This window comes from Pseudomonas sp. GW822-FHT04C11 (genome assembly GCF_058800905.1).
Genome location: NZ_JBXAMS010000004.1, coordinates 50,663 through 73,648, shown reverse-complemented (window position 1 = coordinate 73,648; position 22,986 = coordinate 50,663). Strand labels below are relative to the sequence as shown.

Sequence of the window (22,986 nt, the reverse complement as noted above, 5' to 3'; positions counted from 1 at the left end):
AAAGGTGACGGCGACCATCAGCGAAGCGTAGTCCGGTACCGGAGAGACTCAAGACCGCGCTGCATGTATTTGAAACAGCGCTTATTGCGACAAATAGCCCTTATGTATTCGTGCCAGGGTGCCGTCACGGCGAAGCGTTTCAATCGCTTTGCGCAAGTTTTGTACCTGTTGAGGGGAACATTGTTTCGAGCAGGCCAGATAGAGATCTGTTCTGTTCATGACGGGACTCATCAGCAGCGTGCGTCGAGACACCTTCGGCCAAATGTATTGAGTCTCCGGGACACCGTTGAACCAGGCATCGATGCGTCCTCTCAAGAGCATTTGCGCGGGGTTATCGCCAATGGTCAGCGGGTAGATCTGTCGGTTGTCGAAGCCCTGCGCGCGCAGGATTTCCTCTTGTGCGCTGCCCAGACCTACACCGATCACGCGGTAGGTTTTCCTGGCTTCAGCGAAGCTGCTCACTGGCCGGTCAAGACTGAAAAAGGCTCGCTCCATGGACATGATGGGAGCGATCCAGCTGAAGTGCTCCTCACGTTCTGGCGTACGTGACAACGGGGCTATCAGGATGTCCTGCTTCTCATTGACGTGTTTTTGCGCTCTGGCCCAAGGCAGCGCCTGTACATCAGCGGCATAGCCGGCGTTGGCAATGGCCATCAGGACAGCGTCTCCGACGATTCCGTGACCTTTGGGATCATCGACAAACGTCAAGGGGGGCGCATCGGGGATAAACAGTTCAACCGGTAATGGTGCACCGCACGCGTTATAGGTCATCAGCAGCGATACCGACAGACACAGCCTGCAAAGGGCCGTGGTCCAGGTGCTCGATACGCGTGTGGTCCGGTTCATGATCGATAGTTCAGGCATTGGAAGTAGAGGGTCGACTCAACTCATCGCCGACTCAAGGCGGCAAGCATCTTCCCATAGGTGCAGGTGTTAAGCGATGGCAGCGAACCCGGGCGAGGCCTCTACATCGGGTTTCAGAGCCCGGGACTGCGAGTCGGATCATCGTGTGCCACGGGGCAACGAAATAACTCGTTCGGGCTCTTGCAGACGGGAAAATCCCTGCTTAACTCTGAACCTCCGGTCAGTCAGTGACTTGTCAGTCACAAAGACCGTCCGGGTAGTCGCTCACGCTGTGCGCTTAGTTAAATTTGTTCAGGGAAGAAAATGACATGATGCCGAAAACTGCCATCGTCGAGATTTGCAAGAAGTACAAGGTTTATACCGAGCACTATCTCAACGCCGCCGCTGACAAAACCATCATTCTGGTCAACGGCTCGCTGGCAACTACCGCATCCTTTGCTCAAACGGTGCGTTACCTGCAGCCGCGATTCAATGTGGTGCTGTACGACCAGCCTTACGCCGGTCAGTCGAGAGAGCACAACCTCCATGGCCAACCGATCCGAAAGGAAGACGAGGCGCAGATCCTGCTGGAATTGATCGAACACTTTTCCGTGCACCATGTGCTGTCCTTTTCCTGGGGCGGCGCGGCTACCTTGCTGGCGCTGGCCCAGCGGCCGCGTCGAATCGAGAAGGCGGTGATCAATTCATTTGCAGCGCGGATCAATACGCCGATGCGCGATTACCTGGAGAGCGGCCTGAACTTTCTCCAGGCCTGTGATCGGCCCAATGTCGGGCACTTGATCAACAGCACCATCGGCAAGCACCTGCCATCGTTGTTCAAGCGTTTCAATCACCGGCATGTCAGCAGCCTGGCCGAACACGAATACCGGCAGATGCATTTCCACGTCAACGAGATCCTGACCCAGGACATCCACTGCTATTCGGTCTGTGCCGACGCGATCGAAGTCCCGATGTTGTTCGTCAACGGCGAATGGGATGAATACACCTCGGTGGAGGACGCCCGGCTTTTTGCCGCTCATGCCCGTCAGTCCCGGTTCCACACCATCAAGAACGCCGGGCACTTCCTCGATATGGAACACCCGGCGGCCTGGCATGACACACGGCAGGCCTTACTCGGCTTTCTGCAGCCGGCTTGCGGGGCACCGAGCCAGGTCCGTCATCACGCTTTCAGTAGAGAAGCCTCACTGATGTGAGCTACGCCAGGATGATGTGTTTCAGCTTGGCGTTCAATGCAGCGAACGCTGCTTCGGTGTTGGCCTTGTGGTTGGTGATGAGCACGTCGATGCGCTCTGGCGGACAAAAGGCTACACGGCTCTCCACGCCGATCTTGCTGTAGTCGGCGAGGATGACCACGCGCTCGGCATGCTCGGTCATGGCGCGGGCCACTTCGGCCTCACGGTGGTCGTAGTTGCTGGCACCGCGCTGGGCGTCGATGCCCACGGGCGACAACAGCGCGAGGTCGGCCCGATAGCGGCCAATCTCCGCCACCGTGGTGCCGCCAACCGTAGCGGGAGCACGGTCGTCGAGCGAACCGCCGAGCACGATCACCTCGTTGTGCTGGTCGCCCGAGGTGGCGGGATTACGCAGTTGCAGCGCCACGTTGAACGAGTTGGTGATCACGGTCAGCCCGCCCAGCTTGGCCAGCTCTTCGGCGAGAATGACAGTGGTGGTGCCCGCGTCGATAAACACGGTCTGTCCGTGCGACAGCAGGCCGACCGCTGCCCGCGCGAGGTCACGCTTGAATTTGACATTGCTGTGCGCCCGCTCGGCGATGGGCGCCTCGTCTTCGACGCGAATGGCGCCGCCGTGTATCCGCTTCAACTCCCCAAGGTCTTCCAGGGCGACCAGATCGCGCCGCACGGTCTCGCGTGAAACATTCAGCTCCGTGACGATGCGGTCGGTGGTGACGCGCTGCAAGGTCGATAGCAGTGCGCGGATTCGCTGGTAACGCTCTTCTTGCCACATGCCTGGTGTCCCTGCTGTTTGAGTCGCTTTCCGAGCATGCATTGTGGAGGGGCGTCGGTCACTGTCAAGTTCGCCCCGGCCTCCTTTAGCCTGGCTCAGGCGCGGTCTGCAAATCATCAAAATGTAATATTGTGGCAATATTGTGTTTTTGTGTATTTGAAGTTAGCCTCGTCGCGGGACGGTTTTTCCCCTCGTCCTTATTTTCGAAACACGCTTTCGCCATCGCCTCGGTTGTAACCTATCGTCTAGAAGTAGGAGCTATACCATGCAGCGTCGCCAGTTTCTGAACACCCTCGCTACTGTTTCCGTCGTAACCCCGCTGTTGTTGTCCTCCCGTATAACGCAAGCCGCCACGCCCGCGGCCACACCGAGCGCGCTGGATCCGGCACGCTGGTCACCACTGAACACCCAACGCCTGCAGGCGGTCATCGACCAGCACGGCGTCAAAAGCGCGTCTTACCGTCCTGACCAACGCCCGTACGCGGTGTTCGACTGGGACAACACCTGCATCATGAATGACTGTGAAGAAGCGCTGTTGGTCTATCAGATCAATCATTTGCAGTACAAGCTGACGCCCGATGAGTTCGCCGCCGTGCTGCGCCAGGACGTGCCGAACGGCGCGTTCATGAAGGACTACACCACGGTGGACGGTAAACCGGTCACCATGGAAGACATCTCCAGCGACGTGGAAGCTGACTACCGCTGGTTGCACGCCAACTACAAGGGGCTTGCGGGCGATAAAAGCCTGGAAGAGATCCAGGCCAGCGAGCAGTACAAGGACTTTCTCGCCAAGCTCTACTTCATGTACGACGCGATCTGCGACAGCTACCCGGTGGAAATCGGCTACAAGTGGATTCTGTACTTCTACAAGAACATGACCACGGCCGAATTGCAGGCGATGGCCGAGGCCTCCAACAACTACGCCATGGGCGACGCGCTGCGCAAGGTCAAGTACGAGAGTTCACGTACGTTGCCGGGCAAGGCAGGGGTAGTGGCGGACACGCACTTCCATGGCATTCGCATCCATGAGGAAATCCGCGGCCTGATGCACACGTTGCGCGCCAACGGTATCGACGTCTACGTCAGCACCGCCTCGATCGACGACGTGGTGCGGGTGTTCGCCGGCCACCCCAACTACGGCTACGGCGTACCGCCCGAGAACGTGATCGGCCTGCGCATGGCGATGGAAAACGGCAAGTACACCAGTCGCTATCAACCGGACTGGCACTTCAATTACGGGCCGGGCAAGACCGTCGGCATCAAGAATGTACTGGTGAAACAGAAGGGCTACGGCCCGTTGCTGGTGGCCGGTGACAGCGACGGTGATGCATGGATGCTGCGCGACTTCAACGACACGGCGGTGGGCGTGATCGTCAACCGCATGAAGAAAGGCGAGATTGGTGCCGACAGCCAGCAGGCTGCCACCCAATTGGGTAAGCCGGACGCCCGTTTCATCCTGCAAGGACGCGACGAGCATACCGGTCTGATGATTCCGGACGAAAAATCGCTCAAGTACGGTAAAGACGAACGCAAGTTGCTGGCCTGATGGTGCTGGCTCGCGGGTGGTCGACGGCCATCCGCGAGCCGCAATGCACGACTCTGATCAGCTTGGCCAGAGACAGGAACTAAACCCTCCAATACCGTCTACAGTGCAGGGGATAACCCTTATCTGAGAGAACGGACATGTTCAGATCGCGCTCGCTGATTGCAGCTGTTACCTGCCTTGCCCTTGTCACGGGTTCTGCGACAGCTTTTGCCGACCCGGGTAATGGCGGCGGCCAGGGCCATGGAAACCAGGGAGGTCATGGCAAGGGCAAAAAACCGTACGATGACAGAAGCTGGGACCAAGGGCCGAGCATCGACCGTGGCAGTGTCCTTGGCATCATTGGTGGTTACCGCGACTACTGGAGACCAGGTCCGGCACTGCCTCCCGGTATTCAGAAAAACCTCGCCCGCGGAAAACCCCTGCCTCCCGGTATCGCCAGGAAACTGGATGGCCGGCTGATCGGCAGATTGCCTCACTACGATGGTTATGAATGGCAGCAGGCCGGGACCGATCTGATTCTTGTCGCTATTACTACCGGGATCATTTACGAGGTTCTAAACGGTGCTCTCGATCAGTAGGCAGGGTACCGTTGAGTCAACGTTCGCATCGTCCTGTTTGTGCGGCTGGATAACAAGAAGGAATCGACTGTCAGTGCAACCGATTCCATCAATACAGGGGCATGGATCCGTTCGTCGTCTGTTCTGAACTACAAGCAAGTGCTTTTGTCAGACAATTTGTAAAAAACGAACCACTATGGAATCTATCATGCCTTTGAAAAACAAGAAGCTAGCCGCAGTTATGTCGTGCGTATTGATGCTTGCTGCCGCGCCTCTGCTCCCCGCCGGGTTGTCTGTAATGGGTACGGCCTATGCCAAAGAAGGTGGTGGTCACGGCGGCGGTAATGGTGGTGGAAATGGTGGTGGAAATGGTGGCGGCGGCGGAAATGGCGGCAGCGGCGGCGGTGGTGCTCATGCGGGTGAAGGTCACTCTGCGGGCGCCAAGAGCAATGGTCGCGCTGAAGGCCAGGAAACCGATCACGACGGCCGGGCTGTTCGAGACCGTGGATTGAGCGGTAAACACGTTGGACGTGACCGTGATGACCACGTTGGACGTGACCGTGATGACCACCTTGGACGTGATCGCGATAGCCATCGTGGTCATGGGGCAGTGACTTCGGGTATTGCGCACTCGAAAGCAACGCGAGGGGTGACGAAAGCGACGGCTATCTCGGCGACAACGCCTGGAGATCACAACACAAAAGGTTTGAGTAAGGCCGTGACTTCGACCACTGACAAAATCCGATAAGCACAACGCATTCAAAAAGCCGGGAAGCCATTGGTTGCCCGGCTTGATGAGAAGGTCAGTCTGACCGAGAAGCCCTGCAGGTTTGCGCTTGCAGGGCTTTTCTCGTTTTCGGCCGGGGATCGGCTACAGTTGAGAAGTCATCGATAGGGAGATCTCATATGAAGTGCTTAATTTGTCAGGCTGCCGCCAAGACTGTTCACGCGCTGGGAGACTGGTCAGAGGTCATATGCTCAGCCGGTTGTGGACACTTCAGGGTCTCGGCCAATCTTGTTGCGAAAATGATGTTGAAGCACGAATCCTTTGACCTTGAACGCACAAGGCGATGGCTTGAGATGGCCCGCAATGATGATCCCGTGCCCTTGATATCGACCTACGATTACAACGTTTCCTTATTGCATCGCGACGCCGAAGAGCGGTCGGCCAGCCGGCCAAATCGTTCCAGAGAATCGGTAGCGTCGGATTAGATGGGGGTTCTTGCTTTGATGTGACGAAGCAGCCAACTACTGCTTGGCTGCTTTTTTACTGCCGTCGCCATCCTTGCTAATTTGATATGACGGTCCTGTTTCTCCCGCTGGACTTGGCGATGTATAGCGCTTTGTCGGCGATATCCACCAAGCTCTCTACCGTATCGACTTCTCGTTCGGAGAGTGAACTAATGCCAATACTGATCGTGACCACCCCTAGTGGAGAGTCGCTGTGTTGTATTTTAGCGTGCTCCAAATCGAGTCGGATTTTTTCGGCCAGCAGGAAAGCCCCGACATAATCGGTGTTTGACAGTACAACGGCAAACTCTTCCCCGCCGTACCGGGCGGCGAGATCACCGGTTCGGTTTACATGCTTTCTGATTATTGCGCCCACGGCCTTCAGGCACTCATCACCCTGTACGTGGCCGTAGAGGTCGTTGTAGCTCTTGAAGAGGTCAACGTCGATCATGATCAGTGCGGTGCCGTCCAGTTTCTTGCGTTTTTTCCTGGCAACTTCAGCTTCTATGAAGAAATCAAAGTGGCGTCGGTTGGCCAGCCGTGTCAGTCCATCTTCGAGGGCCATCAAACCAAGAATCTTATTGGCTTCAATGTAGTCTTTCTGAGAGGCTTGCAATTCTCTTTGCGCTTGAATTTGCTGACCCATGAGTTTGATGAGTCGATAACCAATAAAGCTGAGAATTATTAATAATATGGAGGAAATGATCAGGCTGGCGAGGGATTCGCTCCGCCAGTCCGCCAGTACTTCATTTCGATCAAATTCGGCGACGACGACAAGGGGGTACCCATTAATGCGTCTAAAACCTATGACCCGCTCGACACCGTCGATAAACGATTTTATGGTCGCCGTGCCGGAGTTCACGTCAGGCTTTAACAGGGCGAACACTTCGCCTTTTGATATGTTAATGCCGATGTCCTGGTCGCGAAATGGCTTGCGCACCACAATGTTACCGCTGGAGGTCACCAGATTGATGAGGCCATTCGTTCCGGTGTCGACACCTTCGTAAAGGTTGAGGAAGTAGTTTAGGTAAATGGTAGCGAGTGCAACGCCGGCAAAACTCCCGTCTGGATGGTTGATTCGGCGCGATACCGTCATGATCCATTCATTGGTTGAGCGACTGCGTATGGAAGGGCCAAGATAAGGTCCCAGGTCCGTATGGTCGCGATGATAAATGAAATAGTCACGGTCCGAGTTGTTGGCGCCTGCGGGTATGACACCGTTTGAATTGAGTAGCCAGCGTCCCTGTTCATCATAGATAAAAAAGCCATGTATTTGAGGCAGGCGTTTTTGTTGTATTTTAAGTAACTCTTCCAGTTTGTTTAAGTTTTCTGCGTTGCTGCCTTCTGTTTCCAGTCGTTCCTTGACCCCTATAAGTACTGTGTCAGCCTGCGTAAGGGTTGCCTCGATATTGGACGATAAAGTCTTCGAGAGATTTGACATCTCGGTTTCCTTGTCGTGCAAATGGTACTCCAGGGAGTTGAAGATTCCCCATGTACTGATTGCTATCAGCGAGATGCATACGATGGCCACAAAGAGGATGACGTGTCCGACTTTGAGTTTGGCATCGGTCCACTCAGCGGAAAAAAAAGAAGCCTTCCTTGTCAACATGAAATCCTGCCATTCGACGTGGGTATCAATAGTTAGCGTATTCTATTTTTTTTATACCGTTGAGGTATTTTTAGCGTGGGTATTCGTTTTTGCCATATGCCCATCTTGCTTATTGCCAAATGTGCAGGCGGTCAAATAACGACAGCGTGATTGCCCCGCAATCACTCCCTCCCAGGAGCGTCAGAGAGAGGTGAAGGCTTTCGGTATGGAATCTTGGAGATGACAGGAGTAAAAAATACCTTACCTGCCTCAATCCAGAGGATGTGCAAATGGTCATTACCATCAAAGAGCGCGATGAGCATCACATGTCTCATGAATCAAGTAGCGCGGGAATCAGGATGTGGGATGTCTTTCAGGGAGATGTTCTGGTCGGCGTCTATCACAGTGAAGCTGAGGCGTTGAAGTACAAGGATTTGCTGGAGAGCGGTCGATTGGACAGCCACAAAAAACCTCCGAAAAGATAAGCTCAACGGAGTGAAAAAGCCCAGCCCAGTGCTGGGCTTTGTTGGTTTTGGGGCGGATGGATGCTGACAGTCGGCAGAGCGTGTCTGTTCAGTTGTGAATTGTTCAGAATTGGCTTGAGGACGCGGTGTTATGGAGCGCGTAAGGTTTACCTGTTCGCCCTGCCAGATGCTTCAGGAAACGTGCTGAGTGGCCAGCTGCTGGTCAGGGCGAACACTTGCCGCTATAGCGGCTGACTTTGAGGGGAGGGGGTTACTTGAGGGGAGAAGCAGAGATCTTTGAGTAAGTACCTTTATCGGTAGTGGCCAGTAAGCAGCGGCCATCCTTGAATTTTGCATAGAACGTTATTTCCCTTTCTGTATCGCATAGTAACCAGCCCGCCACTAGCCCGATTGGCCCTAGAAGCAATGCTCCCGCCAGACTCCATCGAATGACGCTGCCTTTCTTGTTGACGACTTCTTCGGTTGCTGTTTCCAGCGTTTCCAGATTTGACAGGGGAATCTTTAGTTCGAGAGAAGGTTTCAGTGCGGATTTCAGAGTGAAAAATCCAGATTGAAATTCGGCATCGCCTGCCAGAAAGTCACCGGATATCACCGTTATTTTCGACATGATTTTTTCTTCGTATGATCTGGTCTGGCCCGTTGAGTACTGGGCTCCAAAGGCTCCCCTCAGTCAATCGACTTGCGACAAAAGGCGAGGCCGGCGGTCACTTGATCGATACCCGTCGAGGGTATTCAAAACCGTCTGATCGAGTTCAGGCTGCCGGTTTTTCTCTGGGTAAAAGGAATTTTTTGTCGAGGTAGCGTGACGGTTGGAAATGGTCTATTAATTGACAACCTGCACCGTGAGGGTAGGCGAGAAGTCAGCGCCTGGAAGACGTTCGATGATGCCCGGCGGTGGGGCATGAGTTGGCGGCTAGATTGCTTGGTCGTGGAAACTGACAGGTGCTCGGGAGTGGCTCATGTGGTGTTTGATCTGCTCGCAAGACGCGCGACATATTGAATCCGCAATGGATGGCATTGAACTGATTTGTCCTGAGTGCGGGCATTTCGGCATATCCGGCATCGTTATGAGGGAACGGAACGAGCGAAAATTCGATGTCGAGCGAACCAGGGTCTGGCTTCATCGCGAACGCGAGATCAACCCTGACCGGTGTCCGGTTATCAATAGCTCGAACGTTATCTGGGCGTCAGAGCCCTGACGGTTGAGATCCCATAGGTTATCCAGTTGAATCCAGCGGGTTGGCTACCATTCGAGTGAGGCAGGGCGTTACTGGGATTCGTACAGGGAAATGCGTTGCTGATAACGTCTCGCCAATCTCAATTCCTACCAACACAACGTGAAGACATTTTTCGCGCCTGGCTGGATGCGGCTGCCCAAGCGTGCGCATTCGCGAGAAAGGGTGTCGTGCAGCCATTGACGGTCATCCCCTTCGGCGCGACAGATGCGAAAGCGATGAAGGTGGATGGGGATCAGGTCCAGCGATTGCAGGCACCCGCTTGGGTCCAGGGCGGCAAAGTACAGAAGCCCCAGGTCGCCACGAAAGTCTGCGTGGTTCTCGATACCTTCGTAATCGTTCAGGAGATCACCGCAGCCATAGAGAATCAGGCGTTCGCGGTACACCTCGATACCCTTGATGTGGTGCGAGGAATGCCCGTGCACCACGTCGACTCCGGCCTCGTCGATCAACGCATGGGCGAACCGGACCTGCTCCCGCGGGATATCGAAGCCCCAGTTACCGCCCCAGTGAATGGAGGCGACCACTCGGTCTCCCGGTTTTTTGCCCGCAAGAATCCGTTTGGCCACAAGGTCCAGGCTTTGCATCGACAGGTCCTCCAGCCGCGCAACGCCTGCGCGCTTGTCCGTGGCGGCCCAGTCCGGTGGGATGCCACAGTCGGGGGCGCCGAGGCCAAACACCAGCAAACGCCCTCCGCCAGGCTGCGGCAGCACGGCAGGCGCTTCGGCAGTTTGCCGGTTACGCCCGGCGCCGGCGCTGCACATACTGTTGCTCGACAGGGTGCCTAGCGTATCGGTCAGACCGGTTTCTCCCCAGTCCAGCACATGGTTGTTGGCCAGCATGCAGCAGTCGATGCCGGCTGCTCTGATGACCGGGAAGTTCTCCGGGCTCATGCGGTAATTGATGCCTTTTGGCTCCGGTCGTCCGCGGCGGGACACCGCAGTTTCCAGATTGATGATGCGTGCGTGTGGCTGGCGAAGTTCGAACTCATCCAGCGCAGTGCCCCAGACATAGGCGAAATCGACCGGACGGGGAATCGGGCCATTGAGCCTTTCTGCCAGCCGGACGTAATCGCCGGCATGCTTGACGTAAGCTTCGTAAAGCCGCGGATCGCCAGGATGCGGCAGTACCGAATCGATGCCGCGGGCGGTCATGACGTCGCCCGCGAGAAACAGCTTCAGCGTATCGCTGACAGCGGCCATGACACCCTCCCGGATATCCCGATCAGCTCACCGTACGTTTTGCTCGCACACCGTTCAAAATATCAATTTTTCTGCGTGGCCTGCGACAAGCCGATGACGAACCAACCCGGTATTGAGATCAAACGCTGTCAGAGCAAGTAGCCAGTTGCCTGTTCGAAGTGGTTGTCCTGCACCCCGGCGATCAGGTGCAGTGGAATGTGCTGTTGTGCATCGATGGTGGCGATTTCAAAGCTGCCCACTATTTGAAGGTGTCGCTCACTCAGCCCGGTCGACTCTTCTTCGTTTGCCTTAGCCATTCTCGCGTGGTTCGCTGCGATTTCATTGAGAGTTGACACGTTACATCTCCGGTGACTGACCAGGCGTATCGCTGGAGTCCTTAAGCGTTAATGTTGATTGCTGCCGCGTCAGAATTATGTCGTCCTGGGGCCGCTACGGGCGTACTTAGCAATCCTTGAGCCGTATCCTGCACCACGTTTTAATAGGCGACGAATGGTGTCGTAGAGTTCTCTCTAAAGGACTTTTACCGAGACCGAATCCTTTGGTCAGGAAATGCGAACATCTCTTTGCAGACAGCGTTCTAAACAGGTATGGGAGCTCAACAGGAGAAGCATCATGGTTCAGCGCCGCCGACACCATATCTCACAGATATCTCTTCGATTAGAGGGCTTGCGCGCCAACCTTTCGCAATTCAAGCAAGACGAGCTTGAAATACAGGAGACATTACGTGGATCTCCTGCACTCGAGATCGAAAAAGCTCTGGATGAGGCGTTTGACGAGATACGTGAATCGATAAACCATACCGAAGAACTCTTGAACGCGTTGGTTCAAGAGGCTGAAAGAGGTCGTGAAACGCAGGCGAGCCAAGAGGCTGGTTAAGATGTTCAAGGTCGGCTGAGGTGGAATGAGAAAGCCCGCAACCGGCGGGCTCTCTGCATCATACTGGAGCATGAAGATGTAAAGATCGGGTCTACTGATCCTTATCCTGATCTTGTTTGGTGCTCGAATGTTTGGTGCTCGAAGTAGCAGCGTTACTCAGCCCCTTTTCATTGTGATCGCCAGGTGTGGTGGTCGAGATCGCAGTGGCCTTTGTAAGTCCGTGTGTAGTTTTGGAGTGTGCGATCCCTGAAGTCGCCGAACCATGACCTTTGCTGTCATGGCGAATACTCCCGGTGTGCTTGCCACTGATTCCATGATCCCTGATTGCTTTACCGTCATGATCGCTATCCAGACCTTCGCTACGGCCAGTGCTATCAGCGTCAGCAGTATGGCCTTCGCTACGGCCATTGCTGTCAGCGTCAGCAGAATGACCTACTCCCTGGCCGCCGGCACCGCTACTGCTGCCGTGACCTGCACTGTTTCCGCCGCCACCACTTTTTGCATAGGCGGAGGACATTGGGAGTAAGGGCGCTGCAGCCAGCATCATTACGCATGTCATCAAAGCTACGAAATTCGTCTTCTTTAAATGCATGATGGCGTCCATCGATGTGAGTGGGTTTGCATGAATTAAGACGCACGGCATTCGTTTATAGTTCTCAGGCTTCAGACCGACGGTGTGAGGAGTCTGGAAACACTATGCGCTGGGTGCCTGCGTACCTATGAGGGGCGAGGTTTAGATCAGGCATGTCATTTCAGGAGAAGGGATAACAATGATCCACCGTAAGCCAATAGAGCCTTGGGCTGTTGACGCGATAGCCTACATTCGGGCCTCTTCGGCTTTGAAACGAGAGTTTGCTTTGCTGCAAAACCGTGTCTATCCGGAGACGGGAGAAGATGAAATCAATACGGCGATACCGCTGCACGATCCGGTGTTCGATGCATTCTCGTTCTATACCTGCGCGCACGACAGGGTCGTCAGTTATGCCGCGGTCGTAATGAAAGCGATTGAACATGCGGGTGACACATTTGAAATCGCCGGGCTGAGTTGCGTCATGACCGATCCAGATTGTCAGGGGCGAGGCCTTGGGTTGAATACCGTCGCCGCGGCGACTCGTTGTATGGAGCGCAGTAATCTTGATATCGGCGTCTTCACGTGTGATCCGCCGCTCGCTCGTTTCTATGCGCAGGCTGGCGGCTGGTCTGTAGCGCCCAATATCGTCCTGATCGGCAACCAGGATGAAGAGGCTTTACGCAGCGATACGTTGGGCAAAGTTGTCATGTTGCGGCTGTTTTCGCAGAAGGCAATCGCGAACGCATCGACATTTACGCACGGGGTTATAAATCTCGCCTTGCCGCAAGGGCAGTTTTTATAGTCCGGGTGTCAATGTGCTCTGCCGCTTGCTGCTCCTGTGTAGCGTAGCTGCATAGACGTAGGCGGGCGCCCGAGTGGCTGGCGCCGTCAGATTGGACGGCACCAAGCTTTTCCTGCGGGGGCTGAGATAAGAAGCACAGTCATCCACGGAAGCTGACTGACACTTCATTGCTATTCGATGAATGCTTGTATATCGCCGTCCAGTTTTTTGATTGCCGCTTTGAAATCGTTAGCGGTAACCGGCTGGCTTGCATTTTTCAATTGTTCACCGAAGACCTTGCGCACCACTTTGGCCACAGTCCGGCCATTACTTGCGTCGATTATCTCGGCCTCAATGTACAACTCGGTCTCTTGATTACGGTGGCCGGTGGCCGCCTGAGTCGCGCCTATCGCGGCCGCAACCGGAACCACTTCATACCATTTCATACCTTCATTGGACGTGCTGACCCCGGTAATCGCAGCGCGTACGACCAGGACTCGCGAACCGGCAGGGGCCGACGGAACATTGGGTACCACACGGTACTTCTGGCCCAGTGCGCTCTTGGCATTGTTCGTCATGTAGGTTTGCAACTGGTCCAGCGTCTGGCGGTTGACCCGTTCATTGGGCTGTGGTGTCGGGTACAGTTCCAATCGCTTGAAGGCCACCGTGTCATAAGCGTTCGGGTTCCAGGACGGGGTCACCCAACGCATGGCCTTCTCACCGCTGGGTGTACTGACCTCCTGCAAATTGTTGTAGTCGGGAAGAAACCCTGAGTACTGTTCCTTCTCCGTGACTCTTGAAGTGCATCCGCCGAGCAGCAGACTGCTCAAGGCAACGCCGACAAGCATTTTTCTGGACAGACTCATACTGTTTACTCCATGGATTAAGACGTTCTATACCGCATCGAGTTGACGGCAGTGACAGGCTATAGGGCTAATACCTGCACGCTGGATTCCTTATGACGCGGCCTGCATAGAGTGCCTTGTGTCCTTTGCTGGAGTATGTCCCGCTTATTTCCATGCAGTAGAAATGTTACCCAAATGAAATATATGACTGGCCGATGTTCCAGCTTTTTCTCCTTCGGAAAAATGTTCCCGTTGGGGCGCTTTGGGTGAGCGCGTATCCAACAGTTGACTCAGCCTGCTCAGGCTATGTAACCCCGAAGGCAAAATCCGAGGGATCGAAGCGATCGGTCGTCTTCATCCGAATACTTCGCAGGCCCACCGTTTCCAGGTGTGACGCATAGAGAGGCTCCGAAAAGTAACTTATCAGGATGGAGCGACGGCGTGCGCCGATTAAGTTCAGACTGGCCGCATGCACTAGATCAACGTCAAACACCAGGATGTCACCTGCGGAGCCTGAAAGCCGTACGGACCGGGACTCGTCATTGAAGTCGAATGGCGGCTCTCCCTGCTCAGGGCGATGGCTGCCAGGGACGATACGAGTTGCGCCGTTCTCGGGACCATAATCGTCGAAATAAGCCAGGACGTTCACAATGTCGCCTGGCCGTTGGGCCGACAAGTCGCGGTGCAACTGCTGATGACCGCCACCTGCAAGAGGCTCGCGACCTTCTACCTGCGAGAGGAAGAACCGTTCTCCGATCAACTCACCCACCACCGCCAGCACCTCCGGCAGACGACACACAGCCTGAATCTTCGAATCAGCGTCCAGCAGCGAATGGCGCCAATCCATGCCACGCGGCACTGGCCATTGGTCCGCCGGCTTCACGCCCGCATCGAACACGGCACGAAGGTCATCCAGCCACTTGGCCGGGATCGCTCGACGGAGCAGTGCATAGCCATTTCGATGAAGTTGCTCGCGGTCAGTCATGGATTCCTCAATTCCCTCGCCATTTACGCGTCTTGCAAAGCGCCCCCGGGCTGGACAACAGCATTGGGCAATGATCGGCCAATGTTTAAGCGTAGCTTTTACGAGTCTAGTGAGCAGAGCGAGCGGTGTTGAGTATTAGCTGTGGGTGACTGAGCGTTTTTGGTCCACTAGCGACGGGCCGGGGAAGGCCTGTTCAGTGGAAAGTCGGGAACTGGGTAGTGGGCTTTCTGTATCGGAAAAATTGGGGGGATTTATGCGTGCCAACTTTCAAGTCGGTTCGATTGCCATACTTGGTGCGCAGATAGAGAGGTGGCGCCGGGTTCAATGAAGGGGAGTGCTACCGGCCCTGCAAAAGTTCATCGACCACGCCCAAGAATGCCTCGACTAGCAGGGTGCGTCCTTGTGTTCGCGTGAGTATCAGCAGTTGCGCGCAGGCTTCGGGGTCTGCCAGCGGGCGGTAGGTCACCCCCTTTTTGGCCAGGGTCTTGGTGCACTGGGGCACCAGAGCGACGCCTTGGCCAGCGGCCACCAAGGCGATGATCGAGGTGATCTGTCGCCCAGACGGACCTGGACGTATTGGCAGACCGTTGTGTCGGTACAGATGCTCTATGGATTCATTGAGCCCGGAGCCATAATCGGCCGGAAACAGAATCAACGGGTGCGCACTGAGCTGGGCCAGGGTGACCTTGTCCTGGCTGGCCAGCGGGTTGTCACTGGAAAGGGCGGCCACCAGTGGTTCTCCCCCGAGAGACAATACCTGTACATCGGTTTGCCCGCTTTCAGGCTGCAGCCGGCTCATGCCGATATCGATGCGGCCATCGACGACTTGCGAATAAAGACTGCCGGAAGCACTTTCCACCAGCGTCAGCTGAACCTCTGGGAAGCGCTGGGCAAAGGCTTGAATGGTTTGGCTGAACAGATCCGACAGCGCAATCGAACTGGCGTAACCCAGCGCCAACTGACCGGCCGATCCGGCGGCAAGCTTGCCGGCGATGACTTCGGTCAGGTTGGCCTGTTCCAGTACGGCCCGCGCGTAAGGCAGGAAATGCCGGCCTTGTGCTGTTAGCGTCACCGTGCGGCTGGTGCGGTCGAACAGGCGAAAGCCCAGCTCGGATTCCAGGGCCGAAATCTGTCGGGTCAAGGGTGGCTGGGCGAGGTGCAGGCGCAACGCTGCGCGGCCGAAGTGCAGCTCTTCGGCGACCGTCAAAAAGTAACGTAACTTGCGTAGGTCAAGCATCCTGTTCCTTGGGTATTGATCTGTCCGAATTCGGTATTGGTGTTCGGCAGGCTGCGTATTCTATAAAGACCTCCGAGAATGAATCGAGAGGTCTCATGAGTTCGCGTCTGCATAGCGCTCGGTGATTGTCGTCGCGGCGCTGCTACAGTTCCTGATGCCTTCCTGCTTGAATATCAACGTCCCACTCTCCAGCCTCTCAATACGATGAATGATTTGAAAGACGAAGTATCTTCCCTGCGCGCGCCGCAATCCGCCGATGCTTCAGTCCGTCGCCGATCCCTGGTGGCTGGCTGCGGTGCTCACGCCGTACATGATGGGCTGACCGACGTTATCTATGTGCTGTTGCCGATCTGGCAGTCGCAGTTCGGCATGAGCTACGCCCAGATCGGCCTGTTGCGCGGTGTCTATGCCGGGATGATGGCCGGTTTTCAACTGTTGGCGAGCCGGGCCGCCAAGCGATGGGGACGAGAGCGCATGCTGGTGGGCGGAACGGCACTCGCAGGCCTGGCCTATTTGCTGGCGGGGCAGGCTGGCGGGTTGACGGTGCTGTTGTTGGCGCTGCTGTTGGGAGGATTGGGCGCCAGTACTCAGCACCCGCTGGCATCTTCGTTGATTACCGATACTTACGAGGCGGGCGGAGGTGTCAAACAAGCGTTGTCGCAGTACAACTTCTCCGGCGATATCGGCAAAACGTTGATCCCGGGGTTGATCGGTCTGTTGCTGACAGTCATCAGTTGGCGCGCCAGTGTCACGCTACTGGGTCTGCTCGGGTTGGCGGCAGCGGGCCTGCTGTGGTGGCTGATCCCGGCTCGTGCCGAACCTTTGTCCACGCACGGCAAAGCGACCAAGGCGATCACGGGTAACGGTTCTGCCATCGGGCTGCGCGCGTTGATCCTGACCGGTACGCTGGACAGCGCGGTGCGCATGGGGTTTCTCACTTTCTTGCCATTTCTGTTGAAAGACAAGGGCGCCGGGGCGGCAGGCATCGGCCTGGCGTTGACGATGTTGTTCGTGGGGGGCGCGTTCGGCAAGTTGCTGTGTGGCTATCTGGGGGCACGCATCGGTATGGTGAAGACGGTGTGGCTAACCGAGTTCACCACGGCGGTGTTGATCGTCATGGCGGTGTATCTGCCGTTTTTCGGCCTGATGGTGATGTTGCCGCTGCTGGGGCTGGCGCTGAACGGCACGTCGTCGGTGCTGTATGGCGCCGTGCCGGATCTGGCGGGGCCGGGTAAACGCGAGCAGGCGTTCGCGGTGTTTTACACCGGCACCATTGGGGGTGGTGCGCTGGCGCCGGTGTTGTTTGGCAGCCTCGGTGACGTCACCGGTGTTCCCGTTGCGGTGATCATGTTGGCTGCCACCCTGTTGCTGACACTGCCGTTGTCCTGGTTTGTGCAGAGAGGTCTGGACGCTGATGCACGATCGCGATACCTGTTTCAGGACTAGACAGGGTCAAGAGTGGTTGCGCAACCTCTCTAATACCTCTCGGGGCACTTGAAGCCCCAGCCATCAACTATCAGATCTTTTACTTCTTCGCCAGTGGTGGTGATGCCTAGACATTCCTTGTTTCTCTTGTAGTTGAACTCGCAATATTGCACCCCTTGGGTGCATCTTTCGATTTCACTAATACCCATGTTTTTAAGTATTACTGCAGTGCCAACCGACTGCATCTCATTCGGTAAACCTGGCTTCCAGCCATGTTTAATCAATGCTTTTCGTGCATTTAAGAATGACATTCCTTTTTTAATCGGAACATCTGTTGCGTTCGCAAAAAAGCTAACGCAACAGAGCAAAATGCAAGCTACAAGGTGTGGTTTCATTTAAGCGATCCGCCAAAGCTCTTGTGTGTGAAACCAGATAGTCCCATTGCTGTAATGCAATGGTCTCTCCATGAGCTTATCGTAATGTTTAAAAAATCTGTCTGCCGCCATGGTGGAGAAAAACGCTACGGATGACGCCGTTTGCCAATCGTATGGTGCCAAGCCGGGGGAGTGATGCCTACGTGAATTGCAGGGCTCAGCGGGACAAATAGCAATTCAGACCGGTTTGATCAGACTCGCGCCTTGGTTGCGCACATTACCAATGGCTGCGCTGACCTTGAACCATTCGAAGGCCTCGGACGGCTCTCCCTGTTGAATCATCATATGCTCGGCGCGCTCCTTGGGGGTGGTCGGGTCGAGCCATTCCCGTGCCACCTCGGGCGCCAGTGTTACCGGGCGTTGATCGTGGATGTCCACTATGCCGCCTGCCGAATCGGCAGTGATGATCACGAAGCCGTCATACTCGCTGGGCGCGTGGTCGCCGCTCGGAAACTGGCCGATAGCAGCGCACAGGATCGGTGAGCCGTCCCGATGCCGGATCAAATAGGGTTGCTTCTTTGGCCCGCCCTCATCGACCCACTCAAACCAGTTGTTGATGGGGGTGATTGCTCGGTGTGGCCAGATCGCCCGGTAGAATGGGCTATGCGCTACCTTTTCGACTCTGCCGTTCGGTTTCGCTGGCTGATCGGTTGCCCAATGCGGTCGCCAACACCACCTGACCAGGTCGGCGTACAGCGTGTCGCCCTCCTGGTGAAAGAGGGCGACCCTTGTTGTGGGGGCGACGTTGTATTGCTCGAGCGGCTGGTCGCCAACGGTGTTGACCAGAGCATTGGGCATGCTCAGCGCCGCCACGAAGTCGTGGATACCCTTGTATTGCGAAAGTCGTCCGCACATGGCTGAACCCTCAAGTTCAACCCTGAGTTTAGACGATCGTTTTCGGGCGCTCTATGAGGCCGTCCAACATACTGCCGAAGCAGTGCGCGCATTTGGGAGGGTGGGCCAATGTGGGGTTTTGATGGGAGCTTGAGTGGGCTAGAACCTCCTGAGTTACACGCCCCAGCCTGCACAAACACCCGATTGGCTCATGGAAGAGCGCACGCCCGACTTGCCCCGGCGCATGCTCGACGAATTATCGGCATCACCGACGACGGCGACCGAGGACTGATCGCTCTGGCTGCGTGCCAGGCGTCTGTGAGGAGGGGATCACACGGAAGTGCAATGACCGCAATTTTCGGCAATGGTCGGTCGCTAGCCCGCGCCGCGCTTACTTGGTTTTGGAGGTGCGTCAGGACACTCATCGGCCCATCGCGTAACCGTCATGTCATTGAATTGCTCGCCGATAGTGTCTACGCGCAGGCAAACGCCGTTCTTTGTGTAGAACAAGATGCAACGCGAGCTATCAAAAGAGCAGACATCGACCTCATAGTACTTGTGCGCAGCCAGCTCACGCTCCACGCCACTATATTCATAGCCGTCGGCGGTATGTATCCGTGTCGGCGTCCATCCTTGTTTGATGAGCTTGGCCTTGGCCGCGACCAAGGACTCACCGACGGCGATGCCTGCCGGCCCGCGCCTGTCGTTTGTCGCCTGCGAGCCATCCGCAAACGCTGCATTGGTGCCAATGCAATAGAGGGCGATGAGCGCGAGGATCGAAAGCTTCATTTAACACTCCCTTCAGCCGATTTGTAGTTCGCCAAAAATTTTGAACATTCGACATACGGTTGCGGCGGGTAATGATTCGCTTTGCCAGGCCCTTCGGGAAGTGCCGCCCACCTCGTTGCCGCCTTCGGCATGGCTCCGGGGATGTCGCCAGCCTTGATCTTGTCGATCACACCAAGGGTGCGTATGTCGACCGCGATGAGGTCTTGGGTGTTAGGCGTAAAGTCGGTAAGTCCCATCTTTTCCTCCATGAAAGAAGGGCATCAGTCTGCGCCGGTGATCGTGCTCGGCAAAGGGCGGGAGCCAAAGGACGTGTCCGTTGCGGTTCAGGAGTACAACGGCACGCGCTTCATCAACGCGCCCGACGATATCCGGCGCTACCTGTCGTCACAGTACAGCGTCGTGCAGGCGTCGTAATCGGTAGCGATCAGGTACACGCACCAAAAACGGCCCGCCGCACTTCGTGACGGCAGGCCGCGGGCCGCGGGCCGACGGTTCGCTTGCGAGCCGCCGGCCTATTCCTTTGGCGCGACCGCAACGTGGGACAAAGTTGAAGACTCATGGCCTGCTACGGCAGTATTTTCCCCGCGGGCACCGACAGTTCGGCTGACACGCAAGGACAAGGGGGGCTGTACCAGTAGGCCTAAATCGGCCGAATAGTGACGGTCTTGCATTAACCAGCGCGGTGTATGGTCAGTCAGGCCTCCGTTCGCTTCGCTATTTCTAGGAAGAGCACTCGAGCCGAATGCGGACATTCGAAAACTGAACACGCAAAAAAGACTTCCAGAGCATGTCGGTGTGAGAGATGACGGGCGCTACGAATGCCTCTGAATGATTTGTAAAGCATAGGGTCTTTCCAGCCTCACCTAATATGTACATCATCCAGTACATCGAAAGCGCTGACGCTAGAAAAATCTCAACGCTTTCAAGGAGAAAGAGCGCGGGTTTCAGTCTCGTTTCCCGCTCCAAATACAGAAAAACACCACTCAATGAGTAGCGTTTTTTTTGCGCTTTTTTTTATTGAAACGTCCGTTAGGGAAACTCTGAAAAAGACTTTCAGATTTGGTGAAATACCCGCCTCACACGAACCGAACGACTGCGCCTCGATGAAACAAATGTTCTTCGCCGATTTTCAATGGCGAATGCAAAGCCGCCTTCAACTTCTATGCCCAATGCCTGCCAGGCTAGATCGAAGTCATGATGAACTTCGGCGAAAGCCCTGCCCTCGATGACGTGCTGGTGGATTACCACGACCGCATCATCTACACCCGCCTGTTGGCCGGCGACCAGACCATCTTCGGCTTGGACACCACTCCGGAACGCCCCGACAACGGCATCAGCGGCTGCTCCGTGTCCCTCAACGTGACCAGCATCGCTGAAGCCAAGCAGATCTTCGCCGCGCTGACGGATGGGGGCAACATTCAACTGCCGCTGCAAGCGATCGTCTGGGTCGCGTGCTTCGGTATGCTGGTCGATCGCTTTGGACGTGCCATGAATAGTGAGTTACAAGGCGAATAACCGCTGGCAGTCCTAAAGTGCCGCGCTCATCCGCTGTACTGCTCCTCAATCGACCTGGCAAGGCTCATCCGGGTCAGCCATGGATCCCAGCCGCTGACGCATGCCCGCGCTGGCGGCTGGTCCGGCCTGTACGCTGCACTGGTCCAAGGGCACAAGATGGCCATCGGTGATATCCGCCATCATCGGCAGCACCGGCCGCCCAGTCTTCCGCTCGACAATCTGCACGCTTTCCCCTTCTGGAGCGTAATGGCGATTGCCCCAGGCCACAAAGGCCATGAGCACCACGCGGAAATCTTCGCCCTTGGCAGTCGGCACGTATTGGTAGCGCAACGGGCGCTGACTGTAAGGCTGACGCTCGAGCAGACCCGCCTCCACCAGCGAGTTCAAGCGTCTGGTGAGCATGTTCGGGGCAATATCCAGGCTTCGGGAAAACTCCTCAAAGCGTCTCAGGCCATGCAGGGCATCGCGCATGATCAAAATGCTCCACCACTCGCCAACCCTTTCCAGGCTGCGGGCAATCGGACATTCGGCATGGATGAGGGTCTTGCGCTGCATGGCAGTTCCTTACGGGGGGGTTCAAACATTTGTTGGTCCGGTATGTTACTTTCATAATGATAGTGACGTCCATATGTCGCTACCCCCCAATATGCAGAAGGAGCTAGACCAACATGAACAAACGTATCGTCGTCACAGGCATGGGCGCACTGACCCCACTTGGCTGCGGAGTCGAGCAGATATGGCAACGCCTTCTTGCCGGGCAGTCGGGGATCCGCCAGTTGCCGCCGGAGCTAATCGGCGATCTGTCTATCAGCATCGGCGGCCAGGTTCCCGACCGCATCCAAGACCCTGAGGCCGGCTTCGATCCGGATCTACTGCTGGCACCAAAAGAACAGCGCAAGATGGACCGCTTCATTCTGTTCGCCCTGGCAGCGGCCCATGAAGCGTTGGCACAGGCCGGCTGGGCGCCGCAAACCCCAGAGGCGCAGGAGCGCACCGCCACCATCATCGCTTCGGGCGTGGGCGGATTTCCGGCGATTGCCGAAGCTGTGCGGACGACTGACAGCAAGGGGCCGCGACGCTTGTCACCCTTCACCATTCCATCATTTCTAAGCAATATGGCCGCCGGTCATGTCTCAATCAGTCATGGCTTCAAGGGGCCGCTGGGGGCTCCAGTGACGGCGTGTGCGGCGGGCGTCCAGGCCATCGGCGACGCTGCGCGGATGATTCGTGCAGGGGAAATTGACGTAGCGCTCTGTGGCGGGGCGGAAGCGGCCATTCACCGGGTCAGCCTGGCTGGCTTCGCTGCCGCACGCGCCCTGTCGAGCGATTACAACGACACCCCGGAACGCGCCTCGCGCCCCTTCGATCAGGCCCGCGACGGTTTCGTCATGGGCGAGGGCGCCGGCCTACTGGTCATCGAAGAGTTGCAACATGCCCTGGCGCGCGGCGCCAGGCCCATCGCTGAACTGGTGGGTTATGGCACCAGCGCCGACGCGTACCACATGACTGCCGGGCCGGAAGATGGTGACGGCGCCCGCCGGGCCATGCAGCAGGCGTTGCGCCAAGCCGGCGTGGAAGCATCCCAGGTTCAGCACTTGAATGCTCACGCCACCTCGACCCCGGTGGGCGATAAAGGCGAGTTGGCGGCAATCAAAGCCCTGTTCGGCACAGACAGCGGCCTTGCGATCAGTTCGACCAAATCCGCCACTGGCCACCTGTTGGGTGCTGCGGGGGGGATCGAGGCGATCTTCACCGTACTTGCGCTGCGCGATCAGGTGGTCCCGGCGACACTCAATCTGGAAGCCCCGGATACCGCTGCCGAAGGCCTAAACCTGATTCGCGGCCGGGCCCAGCACCTGCCCCTGGAATATGCACTGTCCAATGGCTTCGGTTTCGGCGGGGTCAACGCCAGCGTGCTGTTCCGACGCTGGATTTAAAACTGGGTATTCAGTCCGGTTTTCAGTGTCGTTGAGGTTTCAGCACCGGTAGGTCGAGACCTCAACATCCCCCAGGACATTGGTC

The 22,986-nt window shown here is 56.4% G+C and carries 25 protein-coding genes and 2 pseudogenes; 13 read left to right on the top strand and 14 right to left on the bottom strand.

Annotated elements, in window-relative coordinates; all coding sequences use genetic code 11:
• Window positions 1-81: 81 nt before the first annotated feature.
• Window positions 82-846 carry a substrate-binding periplasmic protein gene (locus AC1RJ3_RS08135; RefSeq protein WP_493078306.1) on the bottom strand — a complete coding sequence of 255 codons (765 nt, stop codon included), beginning with the start codon at window positions 844-846 and terminating at the stop codon, window positions 82-84.
• Between the two features lie 326 nt (window positions 847-1,172).
• On the opposite strand from AC1RJ3_RS08135, the gene AC1RJ3_RS08130 reads away from it, so the two are divergent.
• A complete protein-coding gene (locus tag AC1RJ3_RS08130) occupies window positions 1,173-2,057 on the top strand; it encodes an alpha/beta fold hydrolase (RefSeq protein WP_493078304.1) in 885 nt (294 codons plus the stop codon).
• Window position 2,058: 1 nt separating this feature from the next.
• Here AC1RJ3_RS08130 and AC1RJ3_RS08125 read toward each other — a convergent pair whose 3' ends face one another.
• On the bottom strand, window positions 2,059-2,829 hold the full coding sequence (locus AC1RJ3_RS08125) for a DeoR/GlpR family DNA-binding transcription regulator (protein ID WP_493078302.1): 771 nt from the start codon (window positions 2,827-2,829) through the stop codon (window positions 2,059-2,061).
• 265 nt (window positions 2,830-3,094) lie between these two features.
• On the opposite strand from AC1RJ3_RS08125, the gene AC1RJ3_RS08120 reads away from it, so the two are divergent.
• The 3 genes from AC1RJ3_RS08120 to AC1RJ3_RS08110 all read left to right on the top strand — a co-directional run bounded on the left by AC1RJ3_RS08120 (window position 3,095) and on the right by AC1RJ3_RS08110 (window position 5,680).
• Window positions 3,095-4,375 carry a haloacid dehalogenase-like hydrolase gene (locus AC1RJ3_RS08120; protein ID WP_489112245.1) on the top strand — a complete coding sequence of 427 codons (1,281 nt, stop codon included), beginning with the start codon at window positions 3,095-3,097 and terminating at the stop codon, window positions 4,373-4,375.
• Window positions 4,376-4,512: 137 nt separating this feature from the next.
• Window positions 4,513-4,953 carry an anti-virulence regulator CigR family protein gene (locus tag AC1RJ3_RS08115; protein ID WP_054596946.1) on the top strand — a complete coding sequence of 147 codons (441 nt, stop codon included), beginning with the start codon at window positions 4,513-4,515 and terminating at the stop codon, window positions 4,951-4,953.
• Window positions 4,954-5,140: 187 nt separating this feature from the next.
• Window positions 5,141-5,680 (top strand): hypothetical protein, encoded by a 540-nt coding sequence (locus AC1RJ3_RS08110; RefSeq protein WP_493078299.1) that lies wholly within the window; start codon window positions 5,141-5,143, stop codon window positions 5,678-5,680.
• A gap of 540 nt (window positions 5,681-6,220) precedes the next feature.
• On the opposite strand, the gene AC1RJ3_RS08105 is transcribed toward AC1RJ3_RS08110, so the two are convergent.
• Window positions 6,221-7,771, bottom strand: coding sequence for a sensor domain-containing diguanylate cyclase (locus tag AC1RJ3_RS08105; protein WP_054596948.1), 1,551 nt, complete (start codon window positions 7,769-7,771; stop codon window positions 6,221-6,223).
• 269 nt (window positions 7,772-8,040) lie between these two features.
• Between AC1RJ3_RS08105 and AC1RJ3_RS08100 the strand changes: the two genes are divergently transcribed.
• On the top strand, window positions 8,041-8,235 hold the full coding sequence (locus AC1RJ3_RS08100) for a hypothetical protein (RefSeq protein WP_054596949.1): 195 nt from the start codon (window positions 8,041-8,043) through the stop codon (window positions 8,233-8,235).
• Between the two features lie 250 nt (window positions 8,236-8,485).
• Here AC1RJ3_RS08100 and AC1RJ3_RS08095 read toward each other — a convergent pair whose 3' ends face one another.
• From AC1RJ3_RS08095 to AC1RJ3_RS08085, 3 genes are all read right to left on the bottom strand, one after another.
• Entirely contained in the window at window positions 8,486-8,842 is a 357-nt protein-coding gene (locus AC1RJ3_RS08095) for a hypothetical protein (RefSeq protein WP_054596950.1), read from the bottom strand.
• Window positions 8,843-9,559: 717 nt separating this feature from the next.
• A complete protein-coding gene (locus AC1RJ3_RS08090; protein ID WP_493078295.1) occupies window positions 9,560-10,672 on the bottom strand; it encodes a CapA family protein in 1,113 nt (370 codons plus the stop codon).
• Window positions 10,673-10,800: 128 nt separating this feature from the next.
• Window positions 10,801-11,007 carry a hypothetical protein gene (locus AC1RJ3_RS08085; RefSeq protein ID WP_103317972.1) on the bottom strand — a complete coding sequence of 69 codons (207 nt, stop codon included), beginning with the start codon at window positions 11,005-11,007 and terminating at the stop codon, window positions 10,801-10,803.
• Between the two features lie 277 nt (window positions 11,008-11,284).
• Between AC1RJ3_RS08085 and AC1RJ3_RS08080 the strand changes: the two genes are divergently transcribed.
• The 3 genes from AC1RJ3_RS08080 to AC1RJ3_RS08070 all read left to right on the top strand — a co-directional run bounded on the left by AC1RJ3_RS08080 (window position 11,285) and on the right by AC1RJ3_RS08070 (window position 12,921).
• The gene (locus AC1RJ3_RS08080) at window positions 11,285-11,548 is read left to right on the top strand and encodes a hypothetical protein (protein WP_054596954.1); all 264 of its coding nucleotides are present in this window, start codon (window positions 11,285-11,287) and stop codon (window positions 11,546-11,548) included.
• 262 nt (window positions 11,549-11,810) lie between these two features.
• Window positions 11,811-12,074 (top strand): hypothetical protein, encoded by a 264-nt coding sequence (locus AC1RJ3_RS08075; RefSeq protein WP_054596955.1) that lies wholly within the window; start codon window positions 11,811-11,813, stop codon window positions 12,072-12,074.
• Window positions 12,075-12,318: 244 nt separating this feature from the next.
• Window positions 12,319-12,921, top strand: coding sequence for a GNAT family N-acetyltransferase (locus AC1RJ3_RS08070; protein ID WP_054596956.1), 603 nt, complete (start codon window positions 12,319-12,321; stop codon window positions 12,919-12,921).
• 170 nt (window positions 12,922-13,091) lie between these two features.
• Here AC1RJ3_RS08070 and AC1RJ3_RS08065 read toward each other — a convergent pair whose 3' ends face one another.
• From AC1RJ3_RS08065 to AC1RJ3_RS08055, 3 genes are all read right to left on the bottom strand, one after another.
• Complete coding sequence (locus AC1RJ3_RS08065) at window positions 13,092-13,766, bottom strand: DUF3313 domain-containing protein (RefSeq protein WP_054596957.1); 675 nt, start codon at window positions 13,764-13,766, stop codon at window positions 13,092-13,094.
• 283 nt (window positions 13,767-14,049) lie between these two features.
• The gene (locus tag AC1RJ3_RS08060; protein ID WP_347929776.1) at window positions 14,050-14,730 is read right to left on the bottom strand and encodes a phytanoyl-CoA dioxygenase family protein; all 681 of its coding nucleotides are present in this window, start codon (window positions 14,728-14,730) and stop codon (window positions 14,050-14,052) included.
• Window positions 14,731-15,067: 337 nt separating this feature from the next.
• Window positions 15,068-15,967, bottom strand: a complete 900-nt coding sequence (locus AC1RJ3_RS08055) for a LysR family transcriptional regulator (protein WP_054596959.1) — start codon at window positions 15,965-15,967, stop codon at window positions 15,068-15,070.
• Window positions 15,968-16,171: 204 nt separating this feature from the next.
• Between AC1RJ3_RS08055 and AC1RJ3_RS08050 the strand changes: the two genes are divergently transcribed.
• Window positions 16,172-17,413: an MFS transporter gene (locus AC1RJ3_RS08050; protein WP_493078291.1), complete on the top strand. Its 1,242-nt coding sequence runs from the start codon at window positions 16,172-16,174 to the stop codon at window positions 17,411-17,413.
• Window positions 17,414-17,442: 29 nt separating this feature from the next.
• Here AC1RJ3_RS08050 and AC1RJ3_RS08045 read toward each other — a convergent pair whose 3' ends face one another.
• Both AC1RJ3_RS08045 and AC1RJ3_RS08040 read right to left on the bottom strand, forming a co-directional pair.
• The gene (locus AC1RJ3_RS08045) at window positions 17,443-17,787 is read right to left on the bottom strand and encodes a hypothetical protein (protein WP_347929778.1); all 345 of its coding nucleotides are present in this window, start codon (window positions 17,785-17,787) and stop codon (window positions 17,443-17,445) included.
• Window positions 17,788-18,003: 216 nt separating this feature from the next.
• The gene (locus AC1RJ3_RS08040) at window positions 18,004-18,681 is read right to left on the bottom strand and encodes an SOS response-associated peptidase family protein (protein WP_347929779.1); all 678 of its coding nucleotides are present in this window, start codon (window positions 18,679-18,681) and stop codon (window positions 18,004-18,006) included.
• A 183-nt stretch (window positions 18,682-18,864) separates the two neighbouring features.
• Here AC1RJ3_RS08040 and AC1RJ3_RS08035 point away from each other — a divergent pair.
• Window positions 18,865-18,984, top strand: a pseudogene (locus tag AC1RJ3_RS08035) (lysis protein); the annotation flags it as partial.
• A 51-nt stretch (window positions 18,985-19,035) separates the two neighbouring features.
• Here the strand turns inward: AC1RJ3_RS08035 and AC1RJ3_RS08030 are convergent.
• Both AC1RJ3_RS08030 and AC1RJ3_RS08025 read right to left on the bottom strand, forming a co-directional pair.
• A complete protein-coding gene (locus AC1RJ3_RS08030) occupies window positions 19,036-19,449 on the bottom strand; it encodes a hypothetical protein (protein ID WP_493078288.1) in 414 nt (137 codons plus the stop codon).
• A complete protein-coding gene (locus AC1RJ3_RS08025; protein ID WP_493078286.1) occupies window positions 19,446-19,685 on the bottom strand; it encodes a lysozyme family protein in 240 nt (79 codons plus the stop codon). Before AC1RJ3_RS08025 ends, AC1RJ3_RS08030 begins: the two co-directional genes overlap by 4 nt.
• A gap of 10 nt (window positions 19,686-19,695) precedes the next feature.
• Here AC1RJ3_RS08025 and AC1RJ3_RS08020 point away from each other — a divergent pair, with 10 nt between their 5' ends.
• Window positions 19,696-19,863 (top strand): DUF3088 family protein, encoded by a 168-nt coding sequence (locus AC1RJ3_RS08020; protein WP_237142916.1) that lies wholly within the window; start codon window positions 19,696-19,698, stop codon window positions 19,861-19,863.
• Between the two features lie 711 nt (window positions 19,864-20,574).
• Window positions 20,575-20,964 (top strand): annotated as a pseudogene (locus tag AC1RJ3_RS08015) (VOC family protein).
• A 45-nt stretch (window positions 20,965-21,009) separates the two neighbouring features.
• Here the strand turns inward: AC1RJ3_RS08015 and AC1RJ3_RS08010 are convergent.
• Complete coding sequence (locus AC1RJ3_RS08010; RefSeq protein WP_054596965.1) at window positions 21,010-21,519, bottom strand: winged helix-turn-helix transcriptional regulator; 510 nt, start codon at window positions 21,517-21,519, stop codon at window positions 21,010-21,012.
• A gap of 113 nt (window positions 21,520-21,632) precedes the next feature.
• Here AC1RJ3_RS08010 and fabF point away from each other — a divergent pair, with 113 nt between their 5' ends.
• The gene (fabF, locus tag AC1RJ3_RS08005; RefSeq protein WP_493078283.1) at window positions 21,633-22,901 is read left to right on the top strand and encodes a beta-ketoacyl-ACP synthase II; all 1,269 of its coding nucleotides are present in this window, start codon (window positions 21,633-21,635) and stop codon (window positions 22,899-22,901) included.
• Window positions 22,902-22,986: the final 85 nt, after the last annotated feature.

Excerpts from the sequence above, each read along its gene's own strand:
- AC1RJ3_RS08135 (WP_493078306.1), bottom strand. The coding sequence starts at position 846 with ATGAACCGGACCACACGCGTATCGAGCACCTGGACCACGGCCCTTTGC.
- AC1RJ3_RS08130 (WP_493078304.1), top strand. The coding sequence starts at position 1,173 with ATGATGCCGAAAACTGCCATCGTCGAGATTTGCAAGAAGTACAAGGTT.
- AC1RJ3_RS08125 (WP_493078302.1), bottom strand. The coding sequence starts at position 2,829 with ATGTGGCAAGAAGAGCGTTACCAGCGAATCCGCGCACTGCTATCGACC.
- AC1RJ3_RS08120 (WP_489112245.1), top strand. The coding sequence starts at position 3,095 with ATGCAGCGTCGCCAGTTTCTGAACACCCTCGCTACTGTTTCCGTCGTA.
- AC1RJ3_RS08115 (WP_054596946.1), top strand. The coding sequence starts at position 4,513 with ATGTTCAGATCGCGCTCGCTGATTGCAGCTGTTACCTGCCTTGCCCTT.
- AC1RJ3_RS08110 (WP_493078299.1), top strand. The coding sequence starts at position 5,141 with ATGCCTTTGAAAAACAAGAAGCTAGCCGCAGTTATGTCGTGCGTATTG.
- AC1RJ3_RS08105 (WP_054596948.1), bottom strand. The coding sequence starts at position 7,771 with ATGTTGACAAGGAAGGCTTCTTTTTTTTCCGCTGAGTGGACCGATGCC.
- AC1RJ3_RS08100 (WP_054596949.1), top strand. The coding sequence starts at position 8,041 with ATGGTCATTACCATCAAAGAGCGCGATGAGCATCACATGTCTCATGAA.
- AC1RJ3_RS08095 (WP_054596950.1), bottom strand. The coding sequence starts at position 8,842 with ATGTCGAAAATAACGGTGATATCCGGTGACTTTCTGGCAGGCGATGCC.
- AC1RJ3_RS08090 (WP_493078295.1), bottom strand. The coding sequence starts at position 10,672 with ATGGCCGCTGTCAGCGATACGCTGAAGCTGTTTCTCGCGGGCGACGTC.
- AC1RJ3_RS08080 (WP_054596954.1), top strand. The coding sequence starts at position 11,285 with ATGGTTCAGCGCCGCCGACACCATATCTCACAGATATCTCTTCGATTA.
- AC1RJ3_RS08075 (WP_054596955.1), top strand. The coding sequence starts at position 11,811 with ATGACCTTTGCTGTCATGGCGAATACTCCCGGTGTGCTTGCCACTGAT.
- AC1RJ3_RS08070 (WP_054596956.1), top strand. The coding sequence starts at position 12,319 with ATGATCCACCGTAAGCCAATAGAGCCTTGGGCTGTTGACGCGATAGCC.
- AC1RJ3_RS08065 (WP_054596957.1), bottom strand. The coding sequence starts at position 13,766 with ATGAGTCTGTCCAGAAAAATGCTTGTCGGCGTTGCCTTGAGCAGTCTG.
- AC1RJ3_RS08060 (WP_347929776.1), bottom strand. The coding sequence starts at position 14,730 with ATGACTGACCGCGAGCAACTTCATCGAAATGGCTATGCACTGCTCCGT.
- AC1RJ3_RS08055 (WP_054596959.1), bottom strand. The coding sequence starts at position 15,967 with ATGCTTGACCTACGCAAGTTACGTTACTTTTTGACGGTCGCCGAAGAG.
- AC1RJ3_RS08050 (WP_493078291.1), top strand. The coding sequence starts at position 16,172 with ATGAATGATTTGAAAGACGAAGTATCTTCCCTGCGCGCGCCGCAATCC.
- AC1RJ3_RS08045 (WP_347929778.1), bottom strand. The coding sequence starts at position 17,787 with ATGAAACCACACCTTGTAGCTTGCATTTTGCTCTGTTGCGTTAGCTTT.
- AC1RJ3_RS08040 (WP_347929779.1), bottom strand. The coding sequence starts at position 18,681 with ATGTGCGGACGACTTTCGCAATACAAGGGTATCCACGACTTCGTGGCG.
- AC1RJ3_RS08030 (WP_493078288.1), bottom strand. The coding sequence starts at position 19,449 with ATGAAGCTTTCGATCCTCGCGCTCATCGCCCTCTATTGCATTGGCACC.
- AC1RJ3_RS08025 (WP_493078286.1), bottom strand. The coding sequence starts at position 19,685 with ATGGGACTTACCGACTTTACGCCTAACACCCAAGACCTCATCGCGGTC.
- AC1RJ3_RS08020 (WP_237142916.1), top strand. The coding sequence starts at position 19,696 with ATGAAAGAAGGGCATCAGTCTGCGCCGGTGATCGTGCTCGGCAAAGGG.
- AC1RJ3_RS08010 (WP_054596965.1), bottom strand. The coding sequence starts at position 21,519 with ATGCAGCGCAAGACCCTCATCCATGCCGAATGTCCGATTGCCCGCAGC.
- fabF (WP_493078283.1), top strand. The coding sequence starts at position 21,633 with ATGAACAAACGTATCGTCGTCACAGGCATGGGCGCACTGACCCCACTT.